10 protein-coding genes are annotated in these 11,584 nt (G+C 62.5%); 2 read left to right on the forward strand and 8 right to left on the reverse strand.

Translation table 11 applies throughout. The features are described 5' to 3' along the window. Positions 1 to 8 precede the first annotated feature (8 nt). Positions 9 to 1,634 (reverse strand): glucan biosynthesis protein D, encoded by a 1,626-nt coding sequence (locus AC1M7R_RS16485; protein ID WP_072388070.1) that lies wholly within the window; start codon positions 1,632 to 1,634, stop codon positions 9 to 11. A 373-nt stretch (positions 1,635 to 2,007) separates the two neighbouring features. On the opposite strand from AC1M7R_RS16485, the gene AC1M7R_RS16490 reads away from it, so the two are divergent. Next, the gene (locus tag AC1M7R_RS16490) at positions 2,008 to 2,193 is read left to right on the forward strand and encodes a hypothetical protein (protein ID WP_072388735.1); all 186 of its coding nucleotides are present in this window, start codon (positions 2,008 to 2,010) and stop codon (positions 2,191 to 2,193) included. Positions 2,194 to 2,351: 158 nt separating this feature from the next. Here the strand turns inward: AC1M7R_RS16490 and AC1M7R_RS16495 are convergent, their stop codons facing one another. The 7 genes from AC1M7R_RS16495 to AC1M7R_RS16525 all read right to left on the reverse strand — a co-directional run bounded on the left by AC1M7R_RS16495 (position 2,352) and on the right by AC1M7R_RS16525 (position 10,683). After that, complete coding sequence (locus AC1M7R_RS16495) at positions 2,352 to 3,776, reverse strand: gamma-aminobutyraldehyde dehydrogenase (RefSeq protein ID WP_076405381.1); 1,425 nt, start codon at positions 3,774 to 3,776, stop codon at positions 2,352 to 2,354. 159 nt (positions 3,777 to 3,935) lie between these two features. Then, positions 3,936 to 4,754 carry an ABC transporter permease gene (locus tag AC1M7R_RS16500; RefSeq protein WP_072388066.1) on the reverse strand — a complete coding sequence of 273 codons (819 nt, stop codon included), beginning with the start codon at positions 4,752 to 4,754 and terminating at the stop codon, positions 3,936 to 3,938. Next, the gene (locus AC1M7R_RS16505; RefSeq protein ID WP_103893946.1) at positions 4,744 to 5,691 is read right to left on the reverse strand and encodes an ABC transporter permease; all 948 of its coding nucleotides are present in this window, start codon (positions 5,689 to 5,691) and stop codon (positions 4,744 to 4,746) included. The genes AC1M7R_RS16500 and AC1M7R_RS16505 overlap by 11 nt, the downstream gene beginning before the upstream one ends. Before the next feature lies 1 nt (position 5,692). Beyond that, entirely contained in the window at positions 5,693 to 6,730 is a 1,038-nt protein-coding gene (locus AC1M7R_RS16510; RefSeq protein WP_072388062.1) for an ABC transporter ATP-binding protein, read from the reverse strand. A 133-nt stretch (positions 6,731 to 6,863) separates the two neighbouring features. After that, entirely contained in the window at positions 6,864 to 8,015 is a 1,152-nt protein-coding gene (ydcS, locus tag AC1M7R_RS16515; protein ID WP_072388060.1) for a putative ABC transporter substrate-binding protein YdcS, read from the reverse strand. Positions 8,016 to 8,105: 90 nt separating this feature from the next. Further along, the gene (locus AC1M7R_RS16520) at positions 8,106 to 9,563 is read right to left on the reverse strand and encodes a gamma-aminobutyraldehyde dehydrogenase (protein WP_092180229.1); all 1,458 of its coding nucleotides are present in this window, start codon (positions 9,561 to 9,563) and stop codon (positions 8,106 to 8,108) included. 205 nt (positions 9,564 to 9,768) lie between these two features. Further along, a complete protein-coding gene (locus tag AC1M7R_RS16525; RefSeq protein WP_072388056.1) occupies positions 9,769 to 10,683 on the reverse strand; it encodes a LysR family transcriptional regulator in 915 nt (304 codons plus the stop codon). A gap of 176 nt (positions 10,684 to 10,859) precedes the next feature. Between AC1M7R_RS16525 and AC1M7R_RS16530 the strand changes: the two genes are divergently transcribed. Continuing rightward, positions 10,860 to 11,573, forward strand: a complete 714-nt coding sequence (locus tag AC1M7R_RS16530) for a tellurite resistance TerB family protein (protein ID WP_072430830.1) — start codon at positions 10,860 to 10,862, stop codon at positions 11,571 to 11,573. Positions 11,574 to 11,584 lie beyond the last annotated feature (11 nt).

Consider the following 11,584-nt stretch of genomic DNA (forward strand, 5'->3'; position numbering starts at 1 on the left):
GGATTGTGTCAGGGATACTTGCGCTTATCCGGCGCTGGCGGGAAGTACTGGTACAGCCAGGTCTCGCTCAGGGTCCGGTCCTTGGTGCGAATGAACAGGCGCATTTCCACCGGGTCCACACGGTCATCCGTGGGGTACCAGTCGAAGGTGATGCGATAACCCTTGATCGCATCCAGCACCAGCACGTTGAAATCCTTCACCTCGCCATGGGAGCAGGTCACCACCGGTTCGATGCCGGTGCCCGGTGGCAGTTGGTCGAGACCGCCGCCATTGAAATCCACGGCGAAGCGACGCGCCCAGACGGTCGGGTAATGTTCGCCCGGCGCCCAGCCCTCGATGAAACCGCCCATGCCCGAACGAGTCGCATGGACCTGCGCCAGGTCCGTGCTCACTGGCGGCAGGGCGCTCCAGTAGAGTTTGTAGCCATAGTTCAGCGAATCGCCGGCCGCGACCGGTTTCTTCGGCGACCAGAACGCGACGATGTTATCCAGGGTTTCGCCGGTCGTAGGAATCTCCAGCAGGTCCACCGAGCCCTCTCCCCATGCGGTCGTAGGCTCGACCCACAGGCTTGGACGCTTGCTGTACCAGTCCACGGTGTCCTGGTAGCTCTCGAAATCATGGTCGCTCTGCACCAGGCCGAAGCCCTTCGGGTTCTTGTCGGCGAAGGCGTTGAACTGCAAGGTGGCAGGGTTGTTCAGTGGACGGCAGACCCATTCGCCGTTGCCGCGCCACATGGCCAGCCGGTCGGAGTCGTGGATCTGGGGGTGAATGGTGTCGCACATGCGCCGCTCCACGGTGCCGCAGCTGAACATGCTGGTCATCGGGGCAATACCCAGTTGCTCGATGGCGGTACGGGCATTGACGTGGGCATCGATCTCCATCACCACCCGGGTCGGCTGGCAATCGATGTCGAACCGATAGGCACCGGTAGCGCTGGGGGAATCGAGCAGGGCGTAGACCACGAAGCGGGTGCTGTTCTTTTCCGGGGTCTCGAACCAGAACTGGGTGAAGTCCGGGAATTCCTCACGCCGTTTGGCGTAGGTATCGATGGCCAATCCACGGGCCGAAAGCCCGTACTGGCCGGTGGCGTCCACCGCGCGGAAGTAACTGGCGCCCAGGAATGAAACGATGTCGTGCCGGTCCAGTTCCGGAGCCTTGAACGCACGGAACCCGGCGAACCCCAGGTCACCCTTCAGTTGGGAGGTGTTGACCGTGGTTTTCTCATAGTTGAACAACTCGGGGCGGAAGTGTACCTCGCGGGCCATGCGGGTCTTGGGATCGACGCTGTGCATGCGCACCGGCTGCTTGAAGCCCATGCCGACGTGGAAGAACTGCACGTCCAGCTGACCGTCCAGCTCATTCCATAGCGAATGGTTGGCGTCATACCGGATGGCGTTGAACTGCAGCGGCGACATCATCGCCAGGGTTTCGGGCAAGACTTGCTTGGTATCGACATAGCTACGTTCGGCCAGGCGCCGGGCCTGTTCCTTCAACCCTTTGAAGTCAAAGGGCCGGGCTTCGCCGTCGGCGGCCTGGTCGGCGGCCCAGGCGCGCGCGGCCATGAGCCCGGAAGCGGATAGGCCGGTGTAGGCGGCGAACGCCATGGAGGCTTTGAGCAGGTTCCTACGATGCATAAATACAACCTTATTCGAAGCAATCCCGAGCCGTTCCTGGCAACGGAGAGTGGTGAGGGAGTTCGGACAATGCCTTTGGCCAAACGCGACAAACGTAAGAACAGATGCCTGAGAGCCGGATCGGTTCACCGCGGCGCGAAATCATAGGGGATACATAGGCAGGAGTGAGAGGGGAAACCATGACCTGGTTAAATTTTCTTACAGATATTTCTTTTTTATTGGAAGTGCCTGCAATTTTTGACTAATTACTCTAAAAATCTCTTCTCACCCTATGAATCATCCCTATTCTTAGGCTGAAAGAACGGCTCGGGCCGTCAATTCAAAGGGCTATCAGGATTCAGGTAATCCAATTCGACGTATGAAGGACAAGTTCATGACAAAAATTCAGGGCATTACCGAAATGCTGGGGCTCTTTCCAAACTTGACCCATGGGCGCAGGACACGCCGACTCAGCCTGGAAGAATTGAGATTGGTGGAACGCTACCGGGAGCTGTCGGAAAACGACCGGATCGCCATGCGTTATCTGGTGGACGCGATGAGGAGCGTGTCGAGATTCTAAGAGCGGCCGGGCGGTGGGCGTGGCCAATCATTGCGTATATCCGTACCGGCCACCGCTGCCTGGGTTGGCGTCAACCGGCCAGCCTGCACCGATCGACGAGACCCTTGGCAGGAACAAGGCGCGGCAACCGCGGATGGGTTGCCGACATTGCCTGGCATTCAATGCTTGAACATGACATGCCGCACTACGGTGTAATCCTCCAGCCCATACATGGACATGTCCTTGCCATAGCCGGAGCGTTTCTGACCGCCGTGGGGCATTTCACTGACGAGCATGAAGTGGGTATTCACCCAGGTGCAGCCATATTGCAGGCGTGCCGACAAGCGGTGGGCACGTCCGATGTCGGCGGTCCATACCGATGAAGCCAGGCCGTAGTCCGAATCATTGGCCCAGGCCAGCACTTGCGCCTCGTCGAGGAACGGCGTGACGGATACCACCGGCCCGAAGACTTCCCGGCGCACGATTTCGTCGTCCTGCTGGGCGTCGGCCAGTACCGTCGGTTCGAAGAAGAACCCATTGCCCTCCACCGCCTTGCCCCCGGTGACCAGGCGGATGTGCGGCTGGGCGATGGCCCGTTCGACGAAACCGGCCACGCGGTCGCGATGCTGGGCGGTGATCAGCGGGCCCATCTCGGTGTCCGGCGCGGTTTGCAGGCCGTACTTGATGCTGCCCACCGCCGCGCCGAGCTTTTCAACAAACTTTTCGTAGATGCCTTGCTGGGCATAGATCCGGCAGGCCGCTGTGCAGTCCTGGCCAGCATTGTAGAAACCGAAGGTGCGGATGCCTTCCACTGCCGCGTCGATGTCGGCGTCGTCGAAGATGATCACCGGGGCCTTGCCGCCCAGTTCCATGTGCGTGCGTTTGACGCTGTCGGCGGTGCTGGAAATGATGTTCGAGCCGGTGGCGATGGAGCCGGTCAGCGACACCATACGCACTTTCGGATGGGTCACCAACGGCTGGCCGACGGTCTGTCCACGGCCGAACACGACATTGAGCACGCCGGCCGGGAAAATTCCGGACGCCAGTTCCGCCAGCCGCAACGCCGTCAGCGGGGTCTGTTCCGACGGCTTGAGCACTACGGTATTGCCGGCGGCCAGGGCTGGTGCGATCTTCCAGGCGACCATCATCAGTGGGTAGTTCCACGGCGCGATGGATGCGATGACCCCCACCGGGTCGCGACGGATCATCGAGGTGTGACCCGGCAGGTATTCGCCGCCGGCCGAACCGTTCATGCAGCGGCTGGCGCCGGCAAAGAAGCGGAACACGTCGGCGATCGCCGGGATCTCGTCGTTCAGCGCGGCGCTCAAGGGTTTGCCGCAGTTGTCCGACTCCAGCTTCGCCAGTTCCTCGCCGTTGGCCTCGATGGCGTCGGCGAGCTTGAGCAGCAGCAGGGCACGGTCCTTGGGGGGCACTTGCGACCAACTGTCGAAGGCGCCGTCGGCGGCACGCACGGCGGCATCGACCTGGGCCTCGCTGGCCTCGTTGATTTCCACCAGCACCCGTCCCAGGGCAGGGTTGAACACCGCCTGGCCGGGGCCTTCGCCGTTCACCATCTGGCCGTTGATCAGCAGTTTGGTTTGCATGTCCAAGTCCTCTCTTGAATGTTTTCCCAAGTCCCCTGCGGGAGCGAGCTTGCTCGCGATAGCGGTGGTCATTGAGCCTTTGCAGCGACTGACTCGACGCCTTCGCGAGCAAGCTCGCTCCCACGGGGTTGCGGTTCCCCAGTGAGCGATCACTGTGGATTATTTCCCGCCGCTACCGGCCACACTCTCACCCCCTCGGGTCAGGTAATAGGCGCCCAGTATCGGCAACATCGTCACCAGCATCACCAGCATCGCCACCACGTTGGTCACCGGCACGTCGCGGGGGCGGCTGAGCTGGTTGAGCAGCCACAGCGGCAAGGTGCGTTCGTGACCGGCGGTAAAGGTGGTGACGATGATCTCGTCGAACGACAGCGCGAACGCCAGCATCCCGCCTGCCAGCAACGCCGAGCCGAGGTTGGGCAGGATGATGTAGCGAAAGGTCTGCCAGCCGTCGGCGCCCAGGTCCATGGACGCTTCGATCAAGCTGTGGGAAGTGCGACGCAGGCGGGCGATGACGTTGTTGTAGACGATCACCACGCAAAAGGTCGCGTGGCCCACGACGATCGTGAACATCCCGGGCTCGATTCCCAGGGTCTTGAAGGAGGCCAGCAGGGCAATGCCGGTGATGATGCCCGGCAGGGCGATCGGCAGGATCAGCATCAGCGAGATCCCCTGTTTGCCGAAGAAGTCACGGCGATACAGCGCGGCCGAAGCCAGGGTGCCGAGTACCATGGCGATCAGCGTGGCAATGGCCGCCACCTGCAATGACAGCTTGATGGCCTCCAGGACGTCAGGGCGCGAGAACGCCACGCTGAACCACTTCAGGGTCAGGCCCTTGGGCGGAAAACTGAAGGCTGCATCCTCGGTGTTGAAGGCGTAGAGGAAGATGATCAGGATCGGGAAATGCAGGAACACCAGTCCGCCCCACGCCGCGATCCGCAAGCCCCAGGAGGCCCGGTCTTGAGAGTCAGAGTGCATCGAAAGCCCCCAGGCGTTTGACGATAGACAAGTAGATGGCAATCAGCACGATGGGCACCAGGGTGAACGCCGCGGCCATGGGCATGTTGCCGATGGCGCCTTGCTGGGCGTAGACCATGCTGCCGACGAAGTAGCCCGGCGGGCCCACCAGCTGCGGCACGATGAAATCCCCCAGGGTCAGTGAGAAGGTGAAGATCGAGCCGGCGGCGATGCCCGGGATCGACAACGGCAGGATCACGTGCATGAAGGTCTGGCGCGGCCTGGCGCCCAGGTCCGCCGAGGCTTGCAGCAATGACGGCGGCAGGCGCTCCAGGGAGGCCTGGATCGGCAGGATCATGAACGGCAGCCAGATGTAGACGAACACCAGGAAACGGCCCAGGTGCGACGTGGACAAGGTACTGCCGCCCACGCCGGCAATCCCCAGTGCGAACTGCAACACCGGCTCCAGGCCCAGGTGCTGGACGAACCACTGGGCCACGCCGCCCTTGGCCAGCAACAGTGTCCAGGCATAGGCCTTGACGATATAACTGGCCCACATCGGCAGCATCACCGCGATGTAGAAAAACGCCTTGGTCTTGCCGCGGGTGTAGCGGGCCATGTAGTAGGCAATCGGGAACGCGACGATGGCGCTGGCGATGGACACGACGATGGCCATGCCCAGGGTGCGCAGGATGATGTCGAAGTTCGAGGGCTGCAACAGCGCGATGAAATTCGCCAGGGTCAGGTCAGGCGTGACCGCCATGGTGAAGTCGTCGAAGGTGTAGAAACCCTGCCACAACAACGTCAGCAGCGAGCCCAGGTAGATCGCGCCGAACCAGATCAGCGGCGGTACCAGCAGCAGCGACAGGTACAGGTTGGGGCGTCGGTAGAGCAGGTTGGAAAAACGTCGCAACGCAGAACCGGAGGTGGACGTCTGGGGCAGGGCCTGGGTGTTCATGTCACACCTCGCCGCCGACGGTGTCATGCAACACGACCATCGCTTCCCGGGCCCAGCGAATGCGCAACGGTTGGCCGGCCTGATGCTGGGCCGCGTTGTCGGTCCATTGGGTATTGGCCTGGCTGAGGTTCAGGGTCTGGCCGTTGTCGAGTTTCACCTCGTAGCGCGTGGCGCTGCCCTGGTACTGGATGTCGTGAAGCAGTCCCTGGACTTCGATTTCATTGCCGGCGAGCGGGCCTTCGGCGAAGCGCACGTGTTCCGGGCGGATCGAAAACGCCTGTGGATAACCACTCAATTGCCGAGCCAGTTCGCCACGGATCACATTGGAGGTGCCGACGAACTCGGCGACGAAGGTGGTCGCCGGTTTCATGTACAGGTTGCGCGGCGTATCGACCTGTTCGATGCGCCCCTTGTTGAACACCGCCACACGGTCGGACATCGACAAGGCTTCGGTCTGGTCGTGGGTGACGAAAATGAAGGTGATGCCCAACTGGCGTTGCAGTTTCTTCAACTCTCCCTGCATCTGTTCGCGCAGCTTGAGATCGAGGGCGCCCAGGGGTTCGTCCAGCAGCAACACCCGTGGACGGTTGACCAGCGCCCGGGCCAGGGCCACGCGCTGGCGCTGGCCGCCGGAAAGTTGCACCGGCTTGCGCTCGCCATAGCCGCCCAGGGCAACCATCTGCAGGGCTTCATCGGCGCGCTGGATGCGCTCGGCCTTGGCGACGCCTTTGACTTTCAGGCCATAGGCGACGTTGTCGCGCACATTCATATGGGGAAACAGGGCGTAATCCTGGAAGACCGTGTTCACGTCGCGCTGATAGGGCGGCAATCCGGCGGCTTCCTCGCCATGGATACGGATCGAGCCGGCGCTGGGCTGTTCGAAACCGGCGATCAGCCGCAGGCAGGTGGTCTTGCCCGAACCGGAAGGGCCCAGCATGGAAAAGAACTCGCCGTCCTGGATGTCGATGGAAACCCGGTCAACGGCCTTCACTTCACCGAACTGACGGGATACCTGGGTGAACTGGACTGCAAGTGTCATGGTGCGGTGCTCCAGAAAGCGGGGCTTCTATTGAGTCATGGCTGGATTGTCGGGCACGGACCTGTGGCGAGGGGATAAATCCCCTCGTCACAAGAGCGGTGCTCAGCTCCGGTTTTTTCGCCGACTGAGGGACTTAGCGCCCACCCATGATCGCAATGTAGTCCTGGGTCCAGCGGCTGTAGGGCACGTACTTGCCGCCCTCCGCCTGTGGAGTTTTCCAGAAGGCGATCTTGTCGAACTGGTCGAAGCCGTTGGTCTTGCAGCCTTCGGCCCCCAGCAGTTCACTGCCCGTGCACGCTGCCGGCACCGCTGGCAGGGAACCGAACCAGGCCGCCACGTCACCCTGGACTTTCGGTTGCAGCGACCAGTCCATCCACTTGTACGCACAGTTGGGGTGCTTGGCGTCGGCGTGGAGCATCGTGGTATCGGCCCAGCCGGTGGCGCCTTCTTTTGGAATGGTCGAGGCGATCGGTTGTTTCTCGTTCATCAGGCCGTTGACCTGATACGGCCAGGCGCCGGACGCCACCACACCTTCGTTCTTGAAGTCGCTCATCTGCACGGTGGTGTCGTGCCAGTAGCGGTGGATCAACGGTTGCTGGGCCCGCAGCAATTCCAGCACGGCCTTGTATTGCGCTTCATCGAGTTGGTACGGGTCCTTGATGCCCAGCTCGGGCTTGGCGGTCTTGAGGTACAGCGCCGCGTCGGCGATATAGATCGGGCCATCATAGGCTTGTACGCGACCTTTGTTCGGCTTGCCGTCCGGCAGGTCCTGGGCGCTGAACAGCACGCTCCAGCTGGTGGGCGGTTGCTTGAACACGTCGGTGTTGTACATCAGCACGTTCGGCCCCCACTGGTACGGGGTGCCGTAGGTCTGCTGGTTGACCACGTACCACGGCGCATCCTTGAGACGTGGATCGAGGTTCTTCCAGTTGGGAATCAGGGCGGTATTGATCGGCTGCACGCGCTTGCCGGCAATCAGCCGCAGCGAGGCATCGCCGGAGGCGGTGACCAGGTCGTAGCCGCCCTTGGTCATCAGACTGACCATTTCGTCGGAGGTCGCGGCGGTTTTCACATTGACCTTGCAGCCGGTTTCTTTCTCGAATCCGGTCACCCAATCGTAGGCCTTGTCGGTTTCACCGCGTTCGATGTAGCCCGGCCAGGCGACGATATCCAGTTGGCCTTCCCCTGCGCCAACAGCCTTGGCTGGTTCGGCGGCCTGCAGGCTGACGCTGGTCAGCAGCGCCGTGGTGATTGCGCTGAGCAATGCGGTCTTGTGCGCGTACATGGAAATCCCTCTTGCTTTAATTATGGTCGGGGCAGTGTTTCAACAGGGTGAAGCGCCATTGAAGGCCTGTTATTAGAGTAGTGCTGTTATCTACAGATGCTGGCCGTGGCGGGCCATGATGTGGCGCACCACGCTGTAGTCCTGGAGCGAGTCGCTGGACAGGTCTTTCCCATAACCCGAACGTTTCAGGCCGCCATGGGGCATTTCGCTGACCAGCATGAAGTGGCTGTTGATCCAGGTGCAGCCGTATTGCAGCCGTGCCGCCACCTGCATCGCCTTGTCCAGGTTCTGTGTCCATACCGAGGAGGCCAGGCCGTATTCGGAGTCGTTGGCCCAATCCACCGCCTGGCTGAGCTCGTCGAAGCGGGTCACGGTGACGACCGGGCCGAACACCTCACGCTGGACGATCTCGTCGCTTTGCTTGCAACCGGCCAGCAGGGTGGGCTGATAGAAGAAACCCGCGCCGGAATGCACCGCCGCGCCGGTGATGCGTTCGATGTGGGGCTGGCCGAGGGCGCGCTCGACGAAACTGGCGACACGGTCGCGCTGGCGGGTGCTGATCAGCGGGCCGATTTCATTGTCGGCATCGCGCCTGCCGGCAAAGCGCAGGCTGCTGACCGCCGCGCCGAGCTCGGCCACCAGGCGGTCGTGAATGCCGTCCTGGGCGTAGATCCGGCAGGCTGCGGTGCAATCCTGTCCGGCGTTGTAATAACCGTAGGTGCGCACGCCTTCGACCACGGCCTGCAGGTCGGCGTCATCGCATACGATCACTGGCGCCTTGCCGCCCAATTCCAGGTGCGTACGCTTGAGCGTCTTTGCCGCTGCCTGGAGGATCTTCTGCCCGGTGACGATATCGCCGGTCAGGGAAACCATGCGCACCTTGGGGTGACTGACCAGGTGGCTGCCCACCCCTTCGCCGCCTCCGCAGATGATGTTGATCACGCCTGGCGGCAGGATCCGGGCCAATACCGGTGCCAGGGTAAGGATAGACAGCGGCGTGTGCTCCGACGGTTTGAACACCAGGGTATTGCCGGCGGCCAGGGCGGGGGCGATTTTCCACGCGGCCATCATGATCGGGTAATTCCACGGGGCGATGGATGCCACCACCCCAATCGGGTCGCGGCGCACCATGCTGGTGTAGCCAGGCAGGTATTCGCCGCTGAGCTGGCCGGTCTGGCAGCGCACGGCGCCGGCGAAGAAGCGGAACACGTCCACCGTGGCGCTCAGGTCATCCTGGCGCGCCAGGTGCAGCGGTTTGCCGCAGTTCAGGGATTCGAGGCGAGCCAGTTGATCGGCGTTCCTTTCGATGGCGCCAGCGATGTCCAGCAGCAGGTTGGAGCGTTGTTGCGGCGTGGTGCGCGACCACCCGTCGAAGGCGCGATGGGCGGCCAGGATCGCGGCTTCCACCTGCTCGCTGCTGGCTTCGGCGATGTGGGCCAGCACCTCACCGGTGGCCGGGTTGAGGATCGGCTCGACAGGGCCTTCACCGGCAACGAGCTCTGCGTCGATCAGCAACGCGGTGCACAACGGGGTTTGCGTGCCAGCCATGTCCGATTTCTCTTCTTTCGGTTGAAACACAGAACCTGTGGGAGCGAGCTTGCTCGCGATGACGGTCTATCTATCCGACGACAAATGCGTTGCTGACACTTCGCCATCGCGAGCAAGCTCGCTCCCACCAGGGTCGCGGTGATGCAGCAAGACTAGTGCTCAGCCTCAAGGCCGACAAATTCGAAATACTCAAGGCTGCATTCGATTAAATAGATGGCTTGCGCCCGCCATGAGGCTGTTCCCGGGCGACGGCCAGGAACGGATCGACCGACGCCGGCCGCGCCGTGCCCCGGCGCCAGGCCAGGCCGACGTCGAGGGTCTGGCTGAGGTCGGCAATCGGTCGCGCCTCGATGATGTCGCCTTCCAGCGACCAGGGGCGGTAGGTCATGTCCGGCTGGATCGACACACCAAGCCCCGCCGCCACCAGGCTGCGCACCGCTTCGGTGGAAGCGGTGCGCAGGGTGATCTTCGGTTGCAAGCCGGCACCGCGCCACAGGCGCTGGGCGTTGCGGTCCATTTCGTCGACATTCAGCTGGATCAGTGGCTCACGGGTGACATCGGCCAGGTTGATGCTGTCGCGCTCCAGCAGCGGGTGCTGCGCCGGCAGCCACAAGCGGTGGGGGGAATGGGTCAGCACCTCGGTCTGCAAGGCGTGACGGTCTTCCAGGTTGGACAGGATCAGCACCCCGACATCGATTTCGCCGCTGACCAGCAGGTGCTCGATATACGGCCGTTCGTCCTCCATCACCCGGATGTCCACGTTGGGGTAGGCGCGCTGGAAGCGAGTCAGCAGGTCCGCCAGGTAGTAGCCGGCCACCAGGCTGGTGACACCGATGGTGACCTGGCCGGCCACCTGGTCGGTGCTGTGTTGCAGGCTGCGCTTGGCATTGTCGACGGTGGCCAGGATCAGATGGGCCTGGCGCAGGAATTGATGCCCCTGGTGCGTCAGGGTCATGCCCTTGGCGTGACGATTGAACAGGCTGACGCCGATTTCCTGCTCCAGTTGCTGGATGGCCAGGGTCAGGGTGGACTGGGAAATGAAGGCCGTCTGTGCGGCGGCGGAAATCGAGCCGGTCTCGGCCACGGCGATGAAATGGCGAATCTGGCGCAACGTCATCATGGGAAAGCATCCGGTCGGCGGTTTTATCGATCTGCCGCAGTGTATATCGGTTTTTTCAATGGGTAGCGAGGGGAGGGGCAACATCTCGAAGCAATCTCGCCAGGGGCAGCGGGGCACTTTCGATCTAGGCTGATGGCCTTAATGATCCGGTTACCCCGAATGCGTGGAGGCAGCAAATGAACACTCGCGGATTGCTCGACCAGCTACTCAAGTCCGGTCAGGAAATGTTGCAGAACAAGGCGGGCGCTTCCCAGGGCAAATCGTCCGGTGGCTTGGGCGGGCTGCTCGGCGGTGCCGGTGGCAACCTCGGCGGCCTGCTGTCCGGCGCAGGCGGCGGGGCGCTGGCCGCCGGGGCCATGGGCTTGTTGCTGGGCAACAAGAAAGCCCGCAATTTCGGCGGCAAGGCCCTGGCCTATGGTGGCCTGGCCGCCCTGGGCGTGATCGCCTACAAGGCTTATGGCAACTGGCAGGCCCAGCAGGGCAGCGCCCCGAAAACCGAACCGCAGACCCTGGACCGCGTTCCTGCGGCGCAGGTCGAGCAGCATAGCCAGGCGATCCTCAGGGCGCTGGTGGCGGCGGCCAAGGCCGATGGTCACGTGGACGAGCGTGAGCGGCAGTTGATCGAGGGCGAATTCACCAAGCTCGACAGCGACCAGGAACTGCAGCACTGGCTGCATGCCGAGCTCAACAAACCCCTGGATCCGGCCGACGTCGCCCGTGCCGCCAGCACGCCGGAAATCGCCGCGGAGATGTACATCGCCAGCGTGATGCTGGTGGACGAGGAAAACTTCATGGAGAAGTCCTACCTCGATGAACTGGCGCGCCAACTCAAGCTGGAGCCGGGGTTGAAGGCAGAACTGGAAAAGCAGGTGCGCCAGGCGAGTGCCTAGAACAGCCCCAA

The organism is Pseudomonas sp. MS01C9 (assembly GCF_058202755.1).

Excerpts from the sequence above, each read along its gene's own strand:
- ydcS (WP_072388060.1), bottom strand. The coding sequence starts at position 8,015 with ATGTACGCGCACAAGACCGCATTGCTCAGCGCAATCACCACGGCGCTG.
- AC1M7R_RS16485 (WP_072388070.1), bottom strand. The coding sequence starts at position 1,634 with ATGCATCGTAGGAACCTGCTCAAAGCCTCCATGGCGTTCGCCGCCTAC.
- AC1M7R_RS16495 (WP_076405381.1), bottom strand. The coding sequence starts at position 3,776 with ATGCAAACCAAACTGCTGATCAACGGCCAGATGGTGAACGGCGAAGGC.
- AC1M7R_RS16530 (WP_072430830.1), top strand. The coding sequence starts at position 10,860 with ATGAACACTCGCGGATTGCTCGACCAGCTACTCAAGTCCGGTCAGGAA.
- AC1M7R_RS16520 (WP_092180229.1), bottom strand. The coding sequence starts at position 9,563 with ATGGCTGGCACGCAAACCCCGTTGTGCACCGCGTTGCTGATCGACGCA.
- AC1M7R_RS16505 (WP_103893946.1), bottom strand. The coding sequence starts at position 5,691 with ATGAACACCCAGGCCCTGCCCCAGACGTCCACCTCCGGTTCTGCGTTG.
- AC1M7R_RS16510 (WP_072388062.1), bottom strand. The coding sequence starts at position 6,730 with ATGACACTTGCAGTCCAGTTCACCCAGGTATCCCGTCAGTTCGGTGAA.
- AC1M7R_RS16490 (WP_072388735.1), top strand. The coding sequence starts at position 2,008 with ATGACAAAAATTCAGGGCATTACCGAAATGCTGGGGCTCTTTCCAAAC.
- AC1M7R_RS16525 (WP_072388056.1), bottom strand. The coding sequence starts at position 10,683 with ATGATGACGTTGCGCCAGATTCGCCATTTCATCGCCGTGGCCGAGACC.
- AC1M7R_RS16500 (WP_072388066.1), bottom strand. The coding sequence starts at position 4,754 with ATGCACTCTGACTCTCAAGACCGGGCCTCCTGGGGCTTGCGGATCGCG.